Source organism: Nocardioides flavus (ex Wang et al. 2016) (assembly GCF_014653115.1).
GTDB classification, from domain to species: Bacteria; Actinomycetota; Actinomycetes; order Propionibacteriales; family Nocardioidaceae; genus Nocardioides; species Nocardioides flavus.
The window spans coordinates 241,196-261,736 of sequence record NZ_BNAD01000002.1 but is presented as its reverse complement, the minus strand read 5'-3'; the positions used below and the strand labels follow the sequence as shown (position 1 = coordinate 261,736).

Here is a 20,541-nt window from a genome sequence, read left to right as displayed (position 1 = left end):
GTCGCGCCCGACATGGGCGCCGGCGGTGTGTTCGACCTGCTGTGGCTGGTCATCGCGCTGCCGCTGCTCGGTGCCGTCCTCCTGCTCGGCGTCACCCCGTTCCTCCCGCCGTCGCTGCGCGCGAGCGTCGACAAGCACGGTCACCTGCTCGGCACGGCGCTTGCCGCGCTGTCCTTCGTGCTCAGCCTGGTGTTGTTCGTGGCGCTGCTCGGTCGCGACGCCGAGGCGCGCCAGGTCGGCCAGCAGCTGTGGACCTGGTTCGAGACCGGTTCGCTGACCGTCGGCATGGACCTGCTCTACGACCCGCTGGCCGCACTGTTCCTGCTGCTCATCACCGGCGTCGGCTCGCTGATCCACGTCTACGCCATCGGCTACATGGAGCACGACCCGCGCCGCCGCCGGTTCTTCGGCTACCTCAACCTCTTCGTCGCGGCCATGCTCACGCTGATCCTCTCGGCGAACTTCGTGGGCCTGTTCCTGGGCTGGGAGGGCGTCGGACTGGCGTCGTACCTGCTCATCGGGTTCTGGCAGCACAAGCCCTCGGCCGCCGCCGCGGCCAAGAAGGCCTTCGTCATCAACCGCGTCGGTGACATCGGCCTGTCGCTGGCGATCGCGCTGATGTTCGCCACGTTCGGCACCACCGACTTCGGCGCCGTCAGCGAGCTGGCCGGCGAGGCCGACCAGGGCACGCTCAACGCCCTCGGCCTGCTCCTCCTGCTCGGTGCCTGCGGCAAGTCCGCGCAGGTCCCGCTGCAGGCCTGGCTGCTCGACGCGATGGAGGGCCCGACCCCGGTCTCGGCGCTCATCCACGCCGCCACCATGGTCACCGCCGGCGTCTACCTCGTGGTCCGGTCCAACTTCATCTACGAGCTCACGCCGGTCGCGCAGACCGCGGTGGTCGTCGTCGCGACGGTCACGCTCCTGTGGGGTGCGATCCTCGGCTGCGCCAAGGACGACATCAAGAAGGCGCTCGCCGGCTCGACCATGAGCCAGATCGGCTACATGATGCTCGCCGCTGGCCTCGGCCCGGCCGGCTACCCCTACGCGATCTTCCACCTGCTCACCCACGGCTTCTTCAAGGCCAACATGTTCCTGGGAGCCGGCTCGGTGATGCACGGGATGGACGACGACGTCGACATGCGCCACTACGGCGCGCTGCGCAAGGCGATGCCGGTGACGTTCCTGACCTTCGCCATGGGCTACCTCGCGATCATCGGCTTCCCCGGCTTCTCCGGCTTCTGGTCCAAGGACCGGATCATCGAGACCGCGCTCGCCGAGAACCTGGTCGTCGGCCTCCTCGCCCTGCTCGGCGCCGGCATCACCGCCTTCTACATGACCCGCCTGATGCTGATGACGTTCTTCACCACCAAGCGCTGGGAGCCCGGCGTGCACCCGCACGAGTCGCCCCGCGTGATGACGGTGCCACTGGTCGTCCTGGCCGCGCTCTCGGTCCTCGGCGGCGTCCTGCTGCTCGGCGACTGGATCAAGACCTGGCTCGAGCCGGTCACGGGGACCGTGGAGCACCACGAGCCCCCGCTGCCCGCCCTCGTGATCACGCTGATCATCACCGCCGTGGTCGCGATCGGCGTCGCGGCCGCCTGGTTCCTCGTCGGCAAGCGCGACATCCCGCGCGAGGCCCCGCGGGACGTGTCCTTCGCGACCCGTGCCGCCCGCGCCGACCTCTACGGCGACGCGATCAACGACGCGGTCGTCGTACGTCCGGGTGCCGGGCTCGTCGGCGGGCTCACCGCCTTCGACCGTCGCGGCGTCGACGGTGCCGTCGAGGGCGGATCGCTGGCCGTGGGCGGCCTTTCTTCCACGCTGCGACGCGTCCAGAACGGCTTCGTCCGCTCCTACGCCCTGTCCCTCCTCGGTGGCGCCCTGCTGGTCGTCCTGGCTCTCCTGGCGGTGAACCTCCGATGATCCTGACCATCCTGATCCTGCTGCCGCTGGTCGGCGCGCTCGCGACGGCCTTCGTGCCCGCTGCGCTCGCGCGGCTCGTCGGCCTCGGCTTCGCCGCGGCGACCCTGGTCGCCGGCGTCGTCGTGGCCAGCCAGTACTCCCTCGGCGGGGGCATGCAGCTCACCGAGACCCGCACGTGGATCGAGTCGCTCGGCGTCCACTACGCGCTCGGCGTCGACGGCCTCGGTCTGCTGATGGTGCTGCTCACCGTCGTCCTCGTGCCGATCGTGCTGCTGGCCGGCTGGAACGAGTCGGAGGACGAGGGCAACAACGGCGCCCGGTCGTTCTTCGCCTGGACCCTGGCCCTCGAGGCGATGTCGCTGGCGGTCTTCACGGCCACCGACGTCCTGCTCTTCTACGTCGTCTTCGAGGCCACGCTGATCCCGGCGTACTTCCTCATCGGCGGCTTCGGTCGCGCCGGTCGCGGTCGCGCCGCGACCAAGTTCCTCATCTACCAGCTCGCCGGCGGGCTCGTGATGCTCGCCTCGGTGATCGGTCTCTACGTCGTGTCGGCCGACGCCGGCAACCCGAGCTTCCTGATCAGCGACCTGGCGGCGCTCGACATCGACGAGACCACCCAGCGCTGGCTGTTCGTCGGCTTCTTCATCGCCTTCGCGATCAAGGCGCCGATGTTCCCCGTGCACACCTGGCTCGCCGACACCACGGAGAAGGCGACCACCGGCACCTCGGTGCTCCTGGTCTGCATCCTCGACAAGATCGGCACGTTCGGCATGCTGCGGTTCTGCCTCGGCCTGCTGCCCGACGCCTCGCAGTGGGCGACCCCGGTCGTGGTGGTGCTCGCGCTGGTCTCGATCATCTACGGCGCGCTCGTGGCGATCGGCCAGGACGACGTGCTGCGCCTCATCGGTCTGACGTCGCTGTCGCACTTCGGCTTCATCGTGCTCGGCATCTTCGTCTTCAGCCCGACCGGCGGCGCCGGCGCGATCCTCTACATGGTCAACCACGGCATCGCGACCGCGCTGATGTTCCTCGTGGCGGGCTTCCTCATCCGTCGCACCGGCACGGCGTCGATCCGCCAGATGGCCGGCGTCGAGAAGAGCGCCCCGGTCCTGGCCGGCTTCTTCCTCGTCGCGGGCCTCGCCGCGGCCGGCCTGCCGGGCCTGTCGCCCTTCGTGTCCGAGATGCTCGTCATCATCGCCGCCTTCGACCACCACTGGCTGGTCGGGTCGGTCGCGGTGCTGGCGATCGTCCTGGCCGCGTTCTACGCGCTCTGGATGTACCAGCGCACCATGACCGGCCCGGACCGCGAGGGCGTCGCCCCCGTGGCCGACCTCGACCGGCGTGAGGTCGGCATCCTCGCGCCGCTGCTGCTCGCGCTCGTGCTGTTCGGCTTCTACCCGATGCCGCTGCTCGACGTCATCAACCCGTTCGTCCACGACTCGCTCGCAGCGGTGGGCATCGGCCAGGAGGGTGGTCCCCAGTGACCGAGTTCGTGAAGCCCAGCATCGAGTACTTCGAGCTCTGGCCGCTGCTGGTCGTCTTCGGCGCCGCGTGCCTCGGCGTCGTCGTCGAGGCCTTCCTGCCGCGCACGCTGCGCTACCCCGTCCAGGTGGTCCTGGCGATCGGCGGCCTCGTGCTGGCCCTCGTCGGCGTCGTGCTGGTCGCCCAGGACGTGCGGACGTACGACGACGGTGCCGCCCGCGGCATCCTGGCGGTCGGCGGCACCATCGCCGTCGACGGGCCGAGCCTGTTCATCTGGGGCCTGGTCCTGGCGCTGTCCGTCGCCGGCGTGCTGCTCTTCGCCGAGCGGCACCTCGACGGCGGCGTCTCGGCCTTCGCCGGCCAGGCCGCCGCGGTGCCGGGCACCGACGCCGAGACCGCGTCGATCGCGGCCAACCGGGAGCACACCGAGGTCTACCCCCTCATGATGTTCGCGGTGTTCGGCATGATGCTGTTCCCGGCCGCCAACGACCTGCTGACCATGTTCGTGGGCCTCGAGATCCTGTCGCTGCCGCTCTACCTGCTGAGCGGCCTCGCCCGCCGGCGCCGCCTGCTGAGCCAGGAGGCCGCGCTCAAGTACTTCCTGCTCGGCGCCTTCTCGTCCGGCTTCTTCCTCTACGGCGCGGCCCTGCTCTACGGCTACGCCGGGTCGATGGACTTCGCCGCGATCAACGAGGCCGTGCGCAACGACGTCGGCAGCTCCAGCTTGCTGCTCATCGGCACCGGTCTGATGTCGGTCGGCCTGCTGTTCAAGGTCGGTGCCGTGCCGTTCCAGGCGTGGACCCCCGACGTCTACCAGGGTGCGCCGACCCCCGTCACTGCCTTCATGGCCGCCGGCACCAAGGTCGCGGCCTTCGGCGCCATCATGCGGCTGTTCTACGTGGCGCTGGGCGCCGACCGCTGGTCGTGGCAGCCGATGTTGTGGATCATCGCCATCCTGTCGATGTTCGTCGGCGCCGCGCTCGCCATCACCCAGAGCGACATCAAGCGCCTGCTGGCCTACTCCTCGGTGGCCCACACCGGCTTCATCCTCACCGGCGTGCTCGGGGTGCAGGCCGCCGACCAGCTCGCGACCGGCGAGATCTCCTCGGTCCAGGCGGTGCTGTTCTACCTCGCGACCTACGGCTTCGCGACGATCGGCGCCTTCGCGGTCGTCGGCCTCGTGCGCGACGGCGGCGGCGAGACCACCGCGATCGACCGTTGGGCCGGCCTCGGCAAGGAGTCGCCCGTGGTGGCGGCGGTCTTCGCCTTCTTCCTGCTCGCCATGGCGGGCATCCCGCTGACGTCCGGGTTCGTCGGCAAGCTCGCGGTGTTCTCCGTGGCGCTGGCCGCGGGTGCCTGGCCGGTGGTCGTGGCCGCCGTGCTCGCCAGCATCCTCGCCGCGTTCCTCTACATCCGGGTCATCAAGGTCATGTACTTCGACGAGCCCGTGGGCGCCGGCCCGAGCGTGGCGTACCCGTCCGTGCTGACCGCGACGACGATCGCCGTCGGCGCGGCCGTGACCCTCGTCCTCGGCGTGCTGCCGGGGCCGGTGCTCGAGCTCGCGGCCGTTGCGGGAGAATTCATCAGGTGACCGACTCCCCGCTTGCGCTGCCCGTCGTCGACGCCGCTCTCGAGCAGCGGCTGCTCGACCGGCTGGCACGCATCGAGGAGCAGCTGGCAGGTCACTGCCGTGCTCGCACGGCCTTCGTCTCGGAGGCGGCGGCGCACCTGATGGCGGCGGGCGGCAAGCGGTTCCGCCCGCTCCTGGTGCTGCTCGCGGCCGAGAGCGGGCCGCACCCCGAGGCCCCCGAGGTCGAGACCGCGGCGTGCGTCGTCGAGCTCACCCACGTGGCCTCGCTCTACCACGACGACGTGATGGACGAGGCCGACCTGCGCCGCGGGGCGCACACGGCCAACGCACGCTGGGACAACAACGTCGCCATCCTCACCGGCGACTTCCTCTTCGGCCGATCCTCGGAGCTGACCGCCGACCTGGGCCCCGAGGCCGTACGGATCCAGGCGCAGACGTTCACCCGGCTCGTCGAGGGCCAGATCATGGAGACCGTCCCGCCCGGCCCCGGCGAGGACCCGCTCGCGCACTACCTCGACGTCGTGGCCGGCAAGACCGGCTCGCTGATCGCCACGTCCGCGCGCTACGGCGCGATGTTCGGCGGCGCGCGGCCCGAGGTCGTCGAGGCGCTCAGCGCCTACGGCGAGATCGTCGGCTCGGCCTTCCAGCTCACCGACGACATCCTCGACATCGCCTCGGAGTCCGACGCGTCCGGCAAGACGCCGGGCACCGACCTGCGCGAGGGCGTGCCGACGCTGCCGGTGCTGATGGCGCAGGCCTCGTCGGACCCGTCGGACGCCCGGCTCCTGTCGCTGCTCGGCCGCCCGCTCACCGACGACGCCGAGCACGCCGAGGCGCTCGAGCTGATGCGTGCGCACCCCGCGATGGACCGGGCCCGCGAGCACGTCCTCGCCGAGGCCTCGCGCGCCAAGAAGCTCCTCGAGGCCCTCGACCCCGGTCCGGTCCGCGAGGCGCTGGAGTCCTTCGCCGACATCGTGGCGACCCGTACGGCCTGAGCCGGCCTGTCGACTCAGGCGGCGCTGGCCTGGGCAACCAGCCGCAGCTGCCGGCGACGGTGGTTCACGGCCTCGACGGTGAAGATCACCAGCGCGACCCACACCAGCCCGAAGCCGATCCAGCGGCTGGCCGGCATGTCCTCGCGGAAGACGAGCAGGCCGAGGGCGAACTGGAGGGTGGGCGCGAGGTACTGCAGGAGCCCCAGGGAGACCATCGGGACCCGGATCGCGGCGGCACCGAAGAGCATCAGCGGCACCGCGGTGATGATGCCCGTCGTGGTGAACAGCAGCGCGTGCCCGACCCCGTGGGTGCCGAAGCCGGACTCGCCCGCCACGACCAGCCAGCCGATGTACGCCGCGGCGAACGGCGCGATGACCAGCGTCTCCAGCGTGATGCTCTCGACGGCACCGACGCCCGCCTGCTTCTTGAGCAGGCCGTAGGTGCCGAAGGAGAACGCGAGGACGAGGGCCACCCACGGCGGCCTTCCGTAGTCGAGGGTGAGCAGCGCGACCGCGACGAACGCGATCGCCATGGCCGCCCACTGCAGGCGGCGTAGCCGCTCGCCGAGGACGAGCACGCCCATCAGGACCGTGACGAGCGGGTTGATGAAGTAGCCCAGGGACGTCTCGACGACGCGGTCGTTGTTGACGCCCCAGATGTAGCCGCCCCAGTTGACGGTGATCACGACCGCCGCGCAGCCGATGAGCACCAGGCGTCGTCGGTCCCGGACGAGGGCGCGGAAGTGGCCCACCCGTCGGGCGAGGACGAGGATCACCGCCATGGTCAGCACGGACCACAGGATGCGGTGCGCGAGGATCTCGATCGCCCCGGCCGGCTCGAGCAGCGTCCAGTACAGCGGGAAGGCGCCCCAGAGGGCGTAGGCCGAGGCACCGTAGATCAGTCCGCGACGGTTGTCTGGCACTCCGGGAGTCTAGGGGCGGGTCGTCGCCTACGATGGAGCGGTCTCGGGGTGGGGAACCCCGAAGGTCAGACACTCATCGTCTCTCGAGGGGGAACAACCATGCGGACTCTCCGCACCGTCCTGGCGGCCCTGGTCGCCGCACTGCTCGTCGCCGGCGTGCTCAGCACGAGCGCCGGCGCCGCGTCGAAGCCCGAGCGGATCATCGACGAGATCCCGCCGAGCACCAAGCAGGTCACCTACAACGCCTTCAAGCTCAAGGGCACCGTCCTCGAGCCGCAGGTCGACGGCACGACGCTGCCCTACGCCAACCAGCAGGTGAAGATCCTCAAGAAGAAGTGCGGCACCTGCAAGTGGAAGACCGTCAAGAAGGTCAAGACCAACGCTGACGGCGTCTTCAAGACCCGCATCTACGCCCCGGAGCGGGGCCGCTGGAAGTGGCGCTCGAAGGTCGACCACTCCAACGGCTACGCCAACACCAAGGGCGAGGTCTGGACCCTCTTCTTCAGGTGAGCCCCGGTCCCGGCCCACACGTGGTGGGCCGGGCCACCACCCGGACGCTCAGAGGATCGTCCAGGTGTCGCCACCGCCGATCAGCGCGGCCAGTCGAGCGGCGCGGTCGGCGGTGTCGTCGTCCCCGGGGCTCGCGGACGCGGGGGTCGCGGCCGCGACCTGCTCACGCGCGGCGTCGTCGTAGGTCGGGCGCTCCACCTGGCGGAAGATCCCGATGGGCGACTGGTCGAGGTAGTCCGCCGCGGTGAGGCGGGAGATCGCGAATGCGGTCGACGGGTCCTCGTTGTGGGCGTCGTGGACGAGGATGTCGCCGGCAGCGACGTCGGCGGTCGCGACGACCTTCACACCACCCGTCGCGGTGTCACGCACGAGGGCCTTCGCCCCGCGTCCGTCCTCGAGCCGAGCGCCGAAGGTGACGGGCTCCCCGTGCACGAGCGGGATGATCGCGTCGGCCTTGGTGTCCGGCGACTTGATCGCGTCGAAGGCGCCGTCGTTGAAGATCGGGCAGTTCTGGTAGATCTCGACCAGCGACGTCCCCCGGTGGGCGGCGGCGGCGGCGAGCACCTGGGTGAGGTGCTTGCGGTCGGAGTCGATGGTGCGAGCCACGAACGACGCCTCGGCGCCCAGCGCCAGCGACACCGGGTTGAACGGGTGGTCCAGCGAGCCCATCGGGGTCGACTTGGTGATCTTGCCTGTCTCCGAGGTGGGGGAGTACTGGCCCTTGGTGAGGCCGTAGATGCGGTTGTTGAAGAGCAGGATCGTCATGTTGACGTTGCGGCGCAGCGCGTGGATGAGGTGGTTGCCGCCGATCGACAGCGCGTCGCCGTCACCGGTGACCACCCAGACCGACAGGTCCTCGCGCGCCGTGGCGATGCCGGTCGCGATCGACGGCGCGCGGCCGTGGATCGAGTGCATGCCGTAGGTGTCGAGGTAGTAGGGGAAGCGCGACGAGCAGCCGATGCCGGAGACGAACACGATGTTCTCGCGGCGCAGGCCGAGGTCGGGCAGGAACGACTGGACGGCCTTGAGCACGGCGTAGTCGCCGCAGCCGGGGCACCAGCGGACCTCCTGGTCGGAGGTGAAGTCCTTGCCGGTCTGCGGCTGGTCCGTGGTGGGGACGAGCTCGGTGCCGGAGCGGAGGCCGGGCAGGCCGAGGTCTGTGCTCATCAGATGTGCTCCTTCTGGGTGGGCTCGCCCCACACGCCGAGCTCGACGTCGACGCCCTCGGCCTGGCCGACCAGCTCGCCGATCGCGTGGGCGAGGTCGGTGGCCTTGAGGGGCAGGCCGCGTACGTGGTTGTAGCCCACGGCGTCCACGAGGTACTCCGCGCGCAGCAGCAGCGAGAGCTGGCCGAGGTTCATCTCCGGCACGAGGACCTTGTCGTAGCCCTCGAGGACCTCGCCGAGGTTGCTGGGGAACGGGTTCAGGTGGCGCAGGTGCGCCTGGGCGACGTGGTAGCCGGCCTTGCGCACGCGGCGTACGCCGGCGCCGATCGGGCCGTAGGTCGAGCCCCAGCCCAGCACGAGGACCTTCGCCTCGCCGGACGGGTCGTCGACCTCGACCAGCGGGATCGACTCGGCGATCCGGTCGACCTTGGCCTGGCGGGTGCGGACCATGAAGTCGTGGTTGGCCGGGTCGTAGGAGATGTTGCCGTGCCCGTCGCCCTTCTCCAGGCCGCCGATGCGGTGCTCGAGGCCGGGCGTGCCCGGGATCGCCCACGGCCGCGCGAGGGTCTTCTCGTCGCGCAGGTAGGGCCAGAACTCGGCATCCTCGCCCGAGCCGTGGTTCTTCTCGGTGGCGAAGTCGGGGTCGATGACCGGCAGCTCGTCGATCGTCGGCACCCGCCACGGCTCCGAGCCGTTGGCGAGGTAGCCGTCGGAGAGCAGCAGGACGGGCGTCCGGTAGGTGACGGCGATGCGGGTGGCCTCGACCGCCGCGGCGAAGCAGTCGCCGGGGGACTGGGGCGCCACGATCGGCACCGGCGCCTCGCCGTTGCGACCGAACATCGCCTGCAGGAGGTCGGCCTGCTCGGTCTTGGTGGGCAGGCCGGTCGACGGGCCGCCGCGCTGGACGTCGATGACGACCAGCGGGAGCTCGGTCATCACCGCGAGGCCGATCGCCTCGGACTTCAGCGCCACGCCCGGTCCGGAGGTGGAGGTCACGCCGAGGTGGCCGGCGTACGACGCGCCGATCGCCGCGCCCACGCCGGCGATCTCGTCCTCGGCCTGGAAGGTCGTCACGCCGAACGACTTGTGCTTGCTGAGCTCGTGGAGGATGTCGGAGGCCGGGGTGATCGGGTAGGTCCCGAGGAACACCGGGAGGCCCGACTGCACGCCGCCGGCGACGAGCCCGTACGCCAGCGCGAGGTTGCCGGTGATGTTGCGGTAGGTGCCGGGCGGCAGGACGGCCGGCTTGACCTCGTACTGGACGGCGAAGGCCTCGGTGGTCTCGCCGAAGTTCCACCCAGCCTTGAAGGCGGCCACGTTGGCGTCGCGGATGTCGGGGACCTTGGCGAACTTCCTGGACAGGAAGTCGATGGTCGACTCGCCCGGCCGGCCGTACATCCACGACAGCAGGCCCAGGGCGAACATGTTCTTGGCGCGCGAGGCGTCCTTGCGGGAGAGGCCGAACTCCTTGACCGCCTCGACCGTCATGCCGGTGAGGTCCACGGTGTGCAGCGCGTACTCGGCGAGGGAGTCGTTCTCGAGGGGGTTCTCGGTGTAGCCGGCCTTGGTCAGGTTGCGCGCGGTGAAGTCGTGGGTGTCGACGATGATCGTCGCTCCCCGGTGGAGGTCGCCGAGGTTGGCGCGCAGCGCGGCCGGGTTCATCGCGACGAGGACGTCGGGGGTGTCGCCCGCGGTGAGGATGTCGTGGTCGGCGAAGTGCACCTGGAACGACGAGACGCCCGGCAGCGTGCCCTGGGGGGCGCGGATCTCGGCCGGGAAGTTCGGCAAGGTCACCAGGTCGTTGCCGAAGGCCGCGGTCTCCTGGGTGAACCGGTCACCGGTGAGCTGCATGCCGTCGCCGGAGTCGCCCGCGAACCGGATGATGACGCGGTCGAGCTGCTTGACCTGCTTGGCGGGTTGGGTCACCTCTTGCCCTGCTTCCTCGTGTTCTCGAGAGTCCTCTCCCAACCGCCCACATTAGCCGCGCCGCGGTCGTCGGGACCCCGCTCCCCACGTGATGGACGCCTCCCGCGGGGCTCTCACGCACGCGGAGTGACGCACGACACGCGACGTGGCACGAACAAATACGATGTTGTCACTAAAGTCATGTATGTTACTCGACATTGCATCCCGCTCCAGAAAGTCGAGAACCCCATGCACATCCGTTCACGCGCCGCCACTGCGGCCTCCCTTCTCGGGGCACTCGTCTCCAGTTCGTTCCTGTCGGCGTGCGCGCCGGGCAGTGGCAGCACCAGCGACGCCGACACGGCGGAGACCATCAGCATCGTCGGCTTCGCCGTCCCCGAGGCCGCCAACAAGAACATCGCGGCCGAGTTCCAGGAGACCGACGAGGGTGAGGGTGTGAGGTTCCAGACCTCCTACGGCCCGTCGGGTGACCAGAGCCGCGCCGTGGCTGCGGGCCTCGAGGCCGACTACGTCCACTTCTCGGTCCCGACCGACGTGACTCGCCTGGTCGACGAGGGCCTGGTGGCCGAGGACTGGGACGCCGGCGCGAACCAGGGCGTCGTGTCGCGCTCGGTCGTCGTCTTCGGCGTCCGCGACGGCAACCCGAAGAACATCCGGACCTGGGCCGACCTGGTCAAGCCCGGTGTCGAGATCGTCACGCCCAACCCGGCCTCGTCGGGTGCGGCCCGCTGGAACGCGTTGGCCGCCTACGGCCAGGTGATGAGCGACGGTGGCACCGAGGAGGAGGCCACCGACTACGTCGACAAGTTCTTCGAGAACGTGGTCTCCCTGCCGAGCAGCGGTCGTGACGCCACCACCGCGTTCCTCGGCGGCACCGGCGACGTGCTGATGGCGTACGAGAACGAGGCCATCCTCGCCGCGCAGAACGACGAGGGCTTCGAGTACGTCCTCCCGGACACCACGCTGCTCATCGAGAACGCGGGCGCGATCCTCGAGGACGCCTCCGAGCCGTCGCAGGCCTGGCTCGACTTCGTCCTCTCCGACGAGGGCCAGACGCAGTTCGCCCTGACCGGCTTCCGCCCGATCCGCGACGACGTCGACTTCGGCGGCACCGTCGAGGGCGCCGCCGACCCGAGCAACCCGTTCCCGCCGGTCGAGACGCTGCTCACCGTCGACGAGGACTTCGGCGGCTGGGACGAGGTCTCGACGAAGTTCTTCGACGAGGAGAACGGCCTCATCTTCCAGGCCATCCTCGGCGCCGGTCTCTCCCTCGAATGATCGACTGAATGACCTCCACCGAGATTGCCGCGGTCCGACCGGCGAGGACTCCTCGCCGGTCGGGCCCGCGCAACACGCTGACGCGTTCGTCGGGGCTCGGGCTCGGCATCGCCATGATCTGGTTCAGCGCGCTGGTCCTGATCCCACTCGCGGCCGTCGTCGTCACCGCCGCCGACGGCGGCTGGCAGGCCTTCTGGAACACGATCACCGGTCCTCAGACCGCGGCTGCCATCAGGCTCACGGTCTTCACCGCCCTCAGCGTGACCGCGGTCAACGTCGTCATGGGTCCGCTCATCGCCTGGGTGCTGGTCCGTGACCGGTTCTGGGGCAAGTCGGTCCTCGAGGTGATGATCGACATCCCCTTCGCGCTGCCGACCATCGTCGCCGGCCTGGTGCTGCTGTCCCTCTACGGCGACGCGGACAGCCCGCTGGGCATCGACATCGCGAACGAGAGGCCAGCCGTGTTCCTCGCCTTCCTCTTCGTGACGCTGCCGTTCGTCGTGCGCATGGTGCAGCCGGTGCTCGAGGAGCTGGAGCTCGACGTCGAGGAGGCGGCGGCGTCCCTGGGTGCCAGCCGGTTCACGACCTTCCGCCGGATCATCCTGCCCAGCCTGACCCCGGCCATCACTGCCGGCGCGGCCCTGTCCTTCGCCCGCGGCGTCAGCGAGTACGGCTCGCTCGTGCTGCTGTCGGGCAACCTCCCGTTCAAGACCGAGGTCACCTCCGTGCGCATCCTCAGCAGCATCGAGAACGACAACGTCGTCGCGGCGGCCTCGGTCGCCACCGTCCTGCTGGCCATCTCGCTCGCAGTGATCGTGCTCCTCGACGTGATCCAGAGGCGGGTGGCCGCACGTGGCTGACACGCTGGTCCACGACGTCGCCGAGTCCGCTCCCGTGCCGGAGCGCCGCCGGCCGCCACGGGTGCGCAAGACCCCGACCACGTACGCCTTGCGTGCCATCGCGACGGTCTACCTGTTCCTCCTCGTGGCGTGGCCGGTCTCCCTGGTCGTGACCAACACCTTCGCCGACGGCGTCGGGGCGATCACCTCGCTCTTCGAGGACCCCGACATGGTCGTGGCGCTGCAGCTCAGCGCGTACGTCGCGGTGTGGTCGGTGGTCATCAACACGCTGTTCGGCGTCGGGATCTCCTTGCTGCTCGTCCGCTACGAGTTCCCCGGCAAGCGACTGCTCAACGCCCTGCTGGACCTCCCGCTGTCGGTCTCGCCGATCGTCGTCGGGCTCGCGCTCGTGCTCGTCTACGGCGGTCGCAACGGCTGGCTCGGGCCCACGCTCGCCGGATGGGGGCTGGAGGTCATCTTCTCGACGCCGGGCATCATCATGGCCACCACCTTCGTGGCGCTGCCGTTGATGATCCGTGAGCTCGTGCCGGTGCTCGAGGAGATCGGTGTCGAGCAGGAGCAGGCCGCCCAGAGCCTCGGGGCCAGCGGGTTCCAGCGGTTCTGGCGGATCACCCTTCCGTCGATCCGCTGGGGCATCGTCTACGGCGTCGTGCTCACCCTGGCGCGCTCGCTCGGCGAGTTCGGCGCGGTCAAGGTCGTCTCGGGCAACGTCCTCGGGCAGACACGTACGGCCACGCTGGCGGTCGAGGAGAAGTACCTCAACTTCGACCAGCAGGGCGCCTACGCGACCGCCTTCCTGCTGGCGATGGTCTCGGTCGCCTGCATCGTCATCGTCGCCATCATCCGTCCCAAGAACCACGCCTGAGCCGCGGCTCAGCGTCCCCACGTCTCCCGAAAGGCCACCTCCATGAGCATCGAAGTGTCAGGACTGAACAAGAAGTTCGGTGACTTCGTCGCGCTGGACGACGTCAACGTCACGATCCCGACCGGGCAGCTCACCGCACTCCTCGGTCCCAGCGGTGGCGGCAAGTCGACCTTGCTGCGCATCATCGCTGGCCTCGAGAAGGCCGACACCGGCACGGTCGACATCGAGGGCGTCGACGCCACGAACCTGCCGGCCCAGAAGCGCAACGTCGGCTTCGTCTTCCAGCACTACGCCGTCTTCAAGCACATGACCGTCGCGAAGAACGTCGCGTTCGGGCTCGAGATCCGCAAGCGTCCGAAGGACGAGATCGCGCACCGGGTCGACGAGCTCCTCAAGCTCGTGCACCTCTCGCAGTTCGCCCACCGGCTCCCCTCGCAGCTCTCCGGCGGCCAGCGCCAGCGCATGGCGCTCGCCCGCGCCCTGGCGGTCGAGCCGAGCGTGCTCTTGCTCGACGAGCCGTTCGGGGCCCTCGACGCCAAGGTCCGCAAGGAGCTCCGGGATTGGCTGCGCAGGTTGCACGACGACGTGCACGTCACCACCGTCTTCGTCACCCACGACCAGGAGGAGGCCCTGGAGGTCGCCGACGAGATCGTGGTGATCAACGAGGGGCGGGTGGAGCAGGTCGGCACGCCCGACCAGCTCTACGACGAGCCGGCCAACGACTTCGTCATGTCGTTCCTCGGCGAGGTCACCCACCTCGGCGGCGTCTCACTCCGCCCGCACGACATCGAGCTGGAGGTGGCGCCGTCGCTCGCCGGGAGCGTGGAGGGCACGGTGTCCCGGCTGGTCCGGATCGGGGTCGAGGTCCGGCTCACCGTGCTCACCGTCGACGGCGACGCCGTCTCGGTCGTCGTCACCCGTGCGCACGCCCGCGCCCAGCGGCTGGAGGAGGGCAGTACCGTGTGGCTGACGCCGGCGACCGGCGCGACGGTCGTGCCCCGGATGGCGGCGGTCGTCTGAGGATCACCCGCGTGGGGGAGAGTCGGGCCGAACGCAGGCCGGCAGGCCCCCGGGGCACTAGCGTGCGAGCCGTGACCATCCTGACGACCTCCGACGAGCTGTGGGCCGCGGTCGAGACGTTCGACGCCGAGGCGGCGGAGGTCGCGATCGCACGACTCCTGTGGGACGTGCCGCTCTCCGGGGCGGTCACCGGCGTCGTCCTGCCGTTCCTCCAGGAGGTCGGCGACCGGTGGGAGGCCGGCACGCTGTCGGTCGCCCACGAGCACTTCGTCAGCGACATGCTGCGGCGCAAGCTCACCGCGCTCGCGGCCGTGCCGCCACGGGCGGCTGACGGCGCGGCGGCGCCGGCGCCCGTCGTCCTGCTCGCCTGCCCGCCGGGGGAGCGTCACGACATGGTGCTGCTGTGCGTCGCCCTGATGCTGCGCGAGCGCGGCGTACGGGTGCGCTTCCTCGGGGCGGACACCCCGATCCCGGCGATCCTCACCGCCGCGCGCGGCACCGCCGCCGACGCCGTAGTGCTCGCCGCCACGAGGCCGACGATGTTCACCGCCAACGCCTCGGCGCTGCGCAAGCTCGCCGCCGACCACGCCCTGTACGCCGCCGGCCGGGGTGCCGACGAGCAGACCCTGGCCGAGGTCGGGGCCCGGGCGCTGCCCGCCGACCCGGTGCGCGCGGTGGTGGCGCTCGTCGGGGAGCTGGCGGAGACCAGACGCTGGTGATCAGCGGTAGTTGGTGAACTGCACCGCGAAGTCGTAGTCCTGCGACTTCACCAGCTGCTGCACGGCTTGGAGGTCGTCGCGCTTCTTCGACGAGACACGCAGCTCCTCACCCTGCACCTGCGCCTTGACGCCCTTGGGGCCCTCGTCGCGGATCAGCTTGGAGATCCTCTTGGCGTCCTCGGAGGTGATGCCCTCCTTGAGCGAGATGTCGATCTTGGCCACCTGGCCGGACTGGCGGGGCTCGGAGGCGTCGAGGATCTTCAGGCTCTGGTTGCGCTTGATCAGCTTGTCCTGGAAGACGCTGAGCACGGCGCTCGCCCGGTCCTCGGCCGACGCGGTGATCTCGATGGCCTTCTCGCCCTTCCACTCGATCGACGCGCCCGTGCCCTTGAAGTCGAAGCGGGTGGCGATCTCGCGGGCCGCCTGGCTGAGCGCGTTGTCGACCTCCTGGCGGTCCAGCTTGCTCACGATGTCGAAGCTCGAGTCAGCCATGGTTGTGCCTCCTTGTGGGCGTGCGTGCTGGGGCCTTCTGTGGCGCCCCGGCGATTCGTGGAGAAGTCCGTGCCTTGCTATTGTTCCGCACGGCCCGGCAGGTTGCCCGAGCGGCCAAAGGGAGCTGACTGTAAATCAGCCGGCATTGCCTACAGAGGTTCGAATCCTCTACCTGCCACTGGACGCAGTCCAGTCGCGAGACCCCCGTCGACAGGCGGGGGTCTCGTGCATTTCCCGGCGGCGCTGCTTGACTGGCCCCGTGAGCGCCCCGGCCCCACCCGACGACGCGTGGCTCGACGCCGAGTGCCGCCGCCTGCTCGACTTCGGCCGCCGCGTCGCCCATCCCGTCGGCGGTGCGGCGTGGCTCGACGACGACGGCGCCCCCGACCTGTCGCGCCCGGTGCACACGTGGATCACCGCCCGGATGGTCCATGTCCACGCCCTCGGCGCCCTGCTGGGCGTCGACGGCTGTGCCTCGATCGCGACCGCGACCCTCGACGGGCTCCGTACGACGCTGCGCGACGCCGAGCACGACGGCTGGTTCGGCGCGGTCGACGCCGACGGGCAGCCGGTCGGCACGGGCAAGTCCTGCTACGACCACGCCTTCGTGGTGCTCGCCGCGTCGACGGCCACCGTCGCCGGTCTGCCCGGTGCCGAGGACCTCCTCGCGGAGGCGACAGCGGTCTTCGAGCAGCGCTTCTGGGACGAGGACCTCGCCCGGGTGGTCGACGAGTGGGATCGCCCGTGGTCCGAGCCGGTGCCCTACCGCGGCCTCAACTCCACCATGCACTCCGTCGAGGCGATGCTCGCGGCCGGTGACGCCACTGGCGACACCACCTGGCACCGGCGGGCCGCGCGCCTGGCCGGGCTGGTCGTGGACCTGGCGCCGGCGTACGACGGCCGCCTCCCCGAGCACTTCGGGCCTGACTGGTCGGTCGACCTCGACCTCAACCGGGACCGGCCCGACGACCCTTTCAAGCCGTACGGTGCGACCGTCGGCCACGGCCTGGAGTGGTCGCGGTTGCTGCTCCACGTCGAGTCGACGCTCGGCGATGAGGCGCCGCCCGGCCTGCTCGACACCTCGCGGCTGCTCTTCGACCGTGCCGTCGCCGACGGCTGGCACGCCGACGGCGCGCCGGGGTTCGTCTACACCACCGACTGGGACGGCCGGCCCGTGGTGCGGCAGCGGATGCACTGGGTCACGGCCGAGGGGATCGCGGCCGCGGGTGCGCTGCACCGGCGCACCGGCGAGGAGACCCACGCACGCCGCTACGCCGAGTGGTGGGCGTACGCCGCCGAGCACCTCCTCGACCGCGAGCGAGGGTCGTGGCACCACGAGCTCGACCCCGCCAACCACCCGCACGCGAGCGTCTGGCCGGGCAAGCCGGACCTCTACCACGCGGTGCAGGCGACGCTGCTGCCCCGCCTTCCCCTGGCGCCGGGTCTCGCCCGCGCGGTGGCCCTGTCGCAGCGCCCGTCCGCCCCGGCATGATGGGGCCATGACCGACACGCAGCCCCGCGTCCTGGTGGTCGGCGAGGCGCTCGTCGACGTCGTCCCCGGTCCCGACGGTGAGCCCCGCGACCTCCCCGGAGGCAGTCCCGCCAACGTCGCCATCGCCCTCGGCCGGCTCGAGCGCGACGTACGGCTCGTGACCCTGCTCGGCGACGACGCGCGCGGCGCGGCCGTACGCGCCTGGCTCGAGGCGAGCAACGTGGTCGTGCTGGCCGGACCGACCGGCTCGGGCCGCACGTCGAGCGCGGCGGTGACCCTCGACGAGTCCGGCGCGGCGAGCTACGTCTTCGACCTCGACTGGGAGCTGTCGGCGGTGCCCGACGAGGAGTGCGAGGTGCTCCACGTCGGGTCGATCGCCACCGTCCTCGACCCGGGCGCCGATGTCGTCCTCGAGGCCTTCGGCGCCCGCAAGGGCAGGGCGCTGCTGTCGCTCGACCCCAACGCCCGCCCCGCCATCACACCCGACCGGGCCGGTCCCGCCGCTCGTGTCGAGGAGCTCGTCGCGCTCGCCGACGTGGTCAAGGTGAGCGACGAGGACCTCGCGTGGCTGCACCCCGACCGCGACCCCGTCGCGACCGCCGCCCGCTGGGCCGCCGCCGGACCCGGGCTCGTCGTGGTGACGCGCGGTGGCGAGGGGGCCGTAGCCGTGCGCCCGGGCGGCGGCACGCTCGAGGTCCCCGGGGTGCCGGTCGCGGTCGCCGACACGGTGGGCGCCGGCGACACCTTCAGCGGGGTGCTCGTGGACGCCCTGCTCGCGCTCGGCGCGCACGGTGCCGGAGCGGGCGACGCACTGCGCGCGCTGTCGGACCGCGATGTCCTGGGCGCGGTGACGACCGCCGCGATCGGCGCCGCGATCAACGTCTCGCGTCCCGGAGCGGACCCGCCCACGCGGGCCGAGCTGAGCGCGGCGACGGGGGACGGCCCCGAAGTCGGCCGGGAGTGACGGCGCAGCAGATCCACGACATCGGCCGTCGCCGCGCCTGGGTCATCTGGCTGGTCGCGCTGGCCGTCTACGTGCTCGCGGTCTTCCACCGCAGCTCGCTCGGTGTCGCGGGCATCATCGCCTCCGACCGCTTCGACATAACCGCGACGAGCCTGGCGACCTTCACGGTGCTCCAGCTCGTCGTCTACGCGGGGATGCAGGTGCCGGTCGGGGTGCTGCTCGACCGCTTCGGCTCACGCGCGATCCTCCTGGTCGGCCTGGTGCTGATGACGGCCGGGCAGTTCGCGTTCGCGTTCTCCACCTCCTTCGCCGGCGCCGTCGTCGCTCGCGCCGTCGTCGGAGCGGGCGACGCGATGATCTTCGTCAGCGTGATCCGTCTCGTCACGGTCTGGTTCCTGGTACGGCAGGCGCCGCTGGTCACCCAGCTCACCGGTCTCACCGGCCAGCTCGGGGCGATCGCCGCGGCCGGCCCCCTGTCGTACCTGCTGCACGAGCTCGGCTGGACCCAGACCTTCGCGCTGACCTCCAGCGTCGGCGTCGTACTCCTCGTTGTGGTGCTCGCGCTGGTGAAGGACTCGCCGTACGCCCGCGACGACGTCGTGGCCGTCAAGCTCCGCGCGCTGGCGCAGTCGGTGCGCACGGTGTGGGGCAACCCGGGCACCCGGCTGGGCATGTGGTCCCACTTCGCCTCGCAGTTCTCCGCGACGGTGTTCGCGATGCTGTGGGGCTACCCGTTCCTCGTGCAGGGGCTCGGGTGGACCTCGCGCGGAGCCAGCACGCTGCTGATGGCGATGACCGCCTGGGCGGTGGTGAGCGGACTCGTGCTCGCCCGGCTCGCGTCGCGGCTGCCCTACTACCGGTCGTGGCTCGTGGTCGGCGTCGTCCTCGCCATGGTGGTGCCGTGGACCGCGGTGCTGCTGTGGCCCGGTGCCGCACCGACCTGGCTCGTGGTGGTCATGGCCTTCACGACGGCCAGCGGCGGCCCGGCCTCGATGGTCGGCTTCGACCTGGCCCGCTCCTTCACACCGCCCCACGAGACCGGTCGCGCCAACGGGCTGGTCAACATCGGTGGGTTCACCGCCTCGCTGCTGACGATGGCGCTCATCGGGGTCGTGCTCGACCTGTCGGCGAGCGGTGGGATGGAGTCCTACACGCTCGGCGACTTCAAGCTCGCGATGGCCGTGCAGTACCTGTTCTGGACCCTCGGCTTCGTCCAGGTCCTCCGCTACCGCCGCCGCGGACTCGCCCACCTCGCCCGGGTGCACCCCGGCTCCGTCGAGCAGATGAGGGCCGGGCACCCGTTCGTGCACCCGGGGATCGGGACCGAGGGCGTCTGAGGCAGCGGCCGCCGCATTCGCAGGACAGCCGCCGCGCACTCGGAGAGGATGCGGGCATGGGCCTCTTCTCCAGGTCGCGGGGGCGGGACGCGGGTCCCCCCGACGACGCGCTGACCTTCTTCTCCCGCGACCAGGCCGACGACTTCCGGGCGCTGGTCGGAGCGACGCTCGGCGCGCGTGGGCTCGAGGTGCAGATGAGGCCGGACCACGCGGTGGACGCCGCCGGGCGGCAGTTCGGGCTGTGGAACCTCGCCGCGCAGTGTGTCGAGGCGCGCCGCCGGGAGTGGCCGCGCCTCGCCGCCGAGCACGTCGACCGGGTCCTCGCCAGCCTCGACGCGCCCGACCCGTTCGAGGACCTCTCCGCCGACGAGGCCGCGCTGCACACCTACGCGCGGCTCTACGACGAGAGCGCGATGCCCTCGCTCGACGGCTTCCCCCACCGTGAGTTCGTGCCCGGAGTGGTGGAGCTGCTGGCCCTCGACCTCCCGGAGACGGTGGCGGTCTACAACCGTGAGCACGCGTCGCGGCTGGGTGGCTGGGAACGACTGCGCGAGCACGGTGTCGCCAACCTCCGCTCGCTGCCGGTCGAGCAGCTCGAGCAGGTCGACGTCCCGGGTGGCGGAGTCTTCCACGCGCTCATCGGTGACTCCGTCCACACCGCCAGCCGCGCGCTGCTGCTGCCCGAGCTCGCCTCGACGCTGACCGGGCAGGACGACCTCGGTCACGGATGGCTGATGAGCATCCCCAACCGGCACCAGGTGGCCTGGCACGTGGTCCGCGACGCCTCGGTCCTCCCGGTCGTCTCCGCGATGGCCCACTTCGCGGCCGTCATGCACGCCGACGCACCCAGCCCCCTGAGCCCGCACGTCTACTGGTGGCACGGGACCGGCTACGAGCAGCTCACCCGGATCGACGCCGACGGGACGAAGTCCGTCCACGCGGGGCCGGAGTTCACGGACATGCTCAACGAGGTCGTCGCCGACGAGTAGGCCGCCGGC

The 20,541-nt window shown here is 70.9% G+C and carries 18 protein-coding genes and 1 tRNA gene; 15 read left to right on the top strand and 4 right to left on the bottom strand.

All coding sequences use genetic code 11. The features are described 5' to 3' along the window. Positions 1-12 precede the first annotated feature (12 nt). The 4 genes from nuoL to IE200_RS05685 are packed head-to-tail and all read left to right on the top strand — an operon-like array spanning position 13 to position 5,991. Positions 13-1,923 (top strand): NADH-quinone oxidoreductase subunit L, encoded by a 1,911-nt coding sequence (gene nuoL / locus IE200_RS05700; protein ID WP_191278662.1) that lies wholly within the window; start codon positions 13-15, stop codon positions 1,921-1,923. Beyond that, positions 1,920-3,407 carry an NADH-quinone oxidoreductase subunit M gene (locus IE200_RS05695; protein WP_191278428.1) on the top strand — a complete coding sequence of 496 codons (1,488 nt, stop codon included), beginning with the start codon at positions 1,920-1,922 and terminating at the stop codon, positions 3,405-3,407. The genes nuoL and IE200_RS05695 overlap by 4 nt, the downstream gene beginning before the upstream one ends. Further along, positions 3,404-4,996 (top strand): NADH-quinone oxidoreductase subunit NuoN, encoded by a 1,593-nt coding sequence (nuoN, locus tag IE200_RS05690; protein ID WP_191278427.1) that lies wholly within the window; start codon positions 3,404-3,406, stop codon positions 4,994-4,996. The genes IE200_RS05695 and nuoN overlap by 4 nt, the downstream gene beginning before the upstream one ends. Next, positions 4,993-5,991, top strand: a complete 999-nt coding sequence (locus IE200_RS05685; RefSeq protein WP_191278426.1) for a polyprenyl synthetase family protein — start codon at positions 4,993-4,995, stop codon at positions 5,989-5,991. Before nuoN ends, IE200_RS05685 begins: the two co-directional genes overlap by 4 nt. Positions 5,992-6,005: 14 nt before the next feature. On the opposite strand, the gene rarD is transcribed toward IE200_RS05685, so the two are convergent. Beyond that, complete coding sequence (rarD, locus tag IE200_RS05680) at positions 6,006-6,914, bottom strand: EamA family transporter RarD (RefSeq protein ID WP_191278425.1); 909 nt, start codon at positions 6,912-6,914, stop codon at positions 6,006-6,008. 99 nt (positions 6,915-7,013) lie between these two features. Here rarD and IE200_RS05675 point away from each other — a divergent pair, with 99 nt between their 5' ends. Then, positions 7,014-7,424 (top strand): hypothetical protein, encoded by a 411-nt coding sequence (locus IE200_RS05675; protein WP_191278424.1) that lies wholly within the window; start codon positions 7,014-7,016, stop codon positions 7,422-7,424. A 48-nt stretch (positions 7,425-7,472) separates the two neighbouring features. Here the strand turns inward: IE200_RS05675 and IE200_RS05670 are convergent, their stop codons facing one another. Both IE200_RS05670 and IE200_RS05665 read right to left on the bottom strand, forming a co-directional pair. Beyond that, complete coding sequence (locus IE200_RS05670; protein WP_191278423.1) at positions 7,473-8,591, bottom strand: 2-oxoacid:ferredoxin oxidoreductase subunit beta; 1,119 nt, start codon at positions 8,589-8,591, stop codon at positions 7,473-7,475. After that, positions 8,591-10,516 (bottom strand): 2-oxoacid:acceptor oxidoreductase subunit alpha, encoded by a 1,926-nt coding sequence (locus IE200_RS05665; protein ID WP_191278422.1) that lies wholly within the window; start codon positions 10,514-10,516, stop codon positions 8,591-8,593. The genes IE200_RS05670 and IE200_RS05665 overlap by 1 nt, the downstream gene beginning before the upstream one ends. A 228-nt stretch (positions 10,517-10,744) precedes the next feature. Between IE200_RS05665 and IE200_RS05660 the strand changes: the two genes are divergently transcribed. The 5 genes from IE200_RS05660 to IE200_RS05640 all read left to right on the top strand — a co-directional run bounded on the left by IE200_RS05660 (position 10,745) and on the right by IE200_RS05640 (position 15,258). Next, positions 10,745-11,794: a sulfate ABC transporter substrate-binding protein gene (locus IE200_RS05660; RefSeq protein WP_191278421.1), complete on the top strand. Its 1,050-nt coding sequence runs from the start codon at positions 10,745-10,747 to the stop codon at positions 11,792-11,794. Positions 11,795-11,802: 8 nt separating this feature from the next. Beyond that, a complete protein-coding gene (gene cysT, locus IE200_RS05655) occupies positions 11,803-12,654 on the top strand; it encodes a sulfate ABC transporter permease subunit CysT (RefSeq protein WP_191278420.1) in 852 nt (283 codons plus the stop codon). Next, positions 12,647-13,519 carry a sulfate ABC transporter permease gene (locus IE200_RS05650; RefSeq protein ID WP_229856162.1) on the top strand — a complete coding sequence of 291 codons (873 nt, stop codon included), beginning with the start codon at positions 12,647-12,649 and terminating at the stop codon, positions 13,517-13,519. The genes cysT and IE200_RS05650 overlap by 8 nt, the downstream gene beginning before the upstream one ends. Before the next feature lie 42 nt (positions 13,520-13,561). Beyond that, positions 13,562-14,539: a sulfate/molybdate ABC transporter ATP-binding protein gene (locus tag IE200_RS05645; protein ID WP_191278419.1), complete on the top strand. Its 978-nt coding sequence runs from the start codon at positions 13,562-13,564 to the stop codon at positions 14,537-14,539. 71 nt (positions 14,540-14,610) lie between these two features. Next, positions 14,611-15,258 carry a cobalamin B12-binding domain-containing protein gene (locus IE200_RS05640; protein WP_191278418.1) on the top strand — a complete coding sequence of 216 codons (648 nt, stop codon included), beginning with the start codon at positions 14,611-14,613 and terminating at the stop codon, positions 15,256-15,258. Here IE200_RS05640 and IE200_RS05635 read toward each other — a convergent pair whose 3' ends face one another. Then, complete coding sequence (locus IE200_RS05635) at positions 15,259-15,750, bottom strand: YajQ family cyclic di-GMP-binding protein (RefSeq protein ID WP_191278417.1); 492 nt, start codon at positions 15,748-15,750, stop codon at positions 15,259-15,261. A gap of 96 nt (positions 15,751-15,846) precedes the next feature. Between IE200_RS05635 and IE200_RS05630 the strand changes: the two genes are divergently transcribed. From IE200_RS05630 to IE200_RS05610, 5 genes are all read left to right on the top strand, one after another. Further along, positions 15,847-15,928, top strand: a tRNA-Tyr gene (locus tag IE200_RS05630). An 81-nt stretch (positions 15,929-16,009) separates the two neighbouring features. Next, positions 16,010-17,242, top strand: a complete 1,233-nt coding sequence (locus IE200_RS05625; protein ID WP_229856160.1) for an AGE family epimerase/isomerase — start codon at positions 16,010-16,012, stop codon at positions 17,240-17,242. A 7-nt stretch (positions 17,243-17,249) separates the two neighbouring features. After that, positions 17,250-18,206 carry a PfkB family carbohydrate kinase gene (locus tag IE200_RS05620; protein ID WP_191278415.1) on the top strand — a complete coding sequence of 319 codons (957 nt, stop codon included), beginning with the start codon at positions 17,250-17,252 and terminating at the stop codon, positions 18,204-18,206. Next, the gene (locus IE200_RS05615; protein ID WP_191278414.1) at positions 18,203-19,543 is read left to right on the top strand and encodes an MFS transporter; all 1,341 of its coding nucleotides are present in this window, start codon (positions 18,203-18,205) and stop codon (positions 19,541-19,543) included. The genes IE200_RS05620 and IE200_RS05615 overlap by 4 nt, the downstream gene beginning before the upstream one ends. A 56-nt stretch (positions 19,544-19,599) precedes the next feature. Further along, complete coding sequence (locus IE200_RS05610) at positions 19,600-20,532, top strand: hypothetical protein (protein ID WP_191278413.1); 933 nt, start codon at positions 19,600-19,602, stop codon at positions 20,530-20,532. The last annotated feature ends 9 nt before the right edge of the window (positions 20,533-20,541 follow it).

Excerpts from the sequence above, each read along its gene's own strand:
- nuoL (WP_191278662.1), top strand. The coding sequence starts at position 13 with ATGGGCGCCGGCGGTGTGTTCGACCTGCTGTGGCTGGTCATCGCGCTG.
- IE200_RS05695 (WP_191278428.1), top strand. The coding sequence starts at position 1,920 with ATGATCCTGACCATCCTGATCCTGCTGCCGCTGGTCGGCGCGCTCGCG.
- IE200_RS05675 (WP_191278424.1), top strand. The coding sequence starts at position 7,014 with ATGCGGACTCTCCGCACCGTCCTGGCGGCCCTGGTCGCCGCACTGCTC.
- IE200_RS05670 (WP_191278423.1), bottom strand. The coding sequence starts at position 8,591 with ATGAGCACAGACCTCGGCCTGCCCGGCCTCCGCTCCGGCACCGAGCTC.
- IE200_RS05660 (WP_191278421.1), top strand. The coding sequence starts at position 10,745 with ATGCACATCCGTTCACGCGCCGCCACTGCGGCCTCCCTTCTCGGGGCA.
- cysT (WP_191278420.1), top strand. The coding sequence starts at position 11,803 with ATGACCTCCACCGAGATTGCCGCGGTCCGACCGGCGAGGACTCCTCGC.
- IE200_RS05645 (WP_191278419.1), top strand. The coding sequence starts at position 13,562 with ATGAGCATCGAAGTGTCAGGACTGAACAAGAAGTTCGGTGACTTCGTC.
- IE200_RS05635 (WP_191278417.1), bottom strand. The coding sequence starts at position 15,750 with ATGGCTGACTCGAGCTTCGACATCGTGAGCAAGCTGGACCGCCAGGAG.
- IE200_RS05620 (WP_191278415.1), top strand. The coding sequence starts at position 17,250 with ATGACCGACACGCAGCCCCGCGTCCTGGTGGTCGGCGAGGCGCTCGTC.
- IE200_RS05610 (WP_191278413.1), top strand. The coding sequence starts at position 19,600 with ATGGGCCTCTTCTCCAGGTCGCGGGGGCGGGACGCGGGTCCCCCCGAC.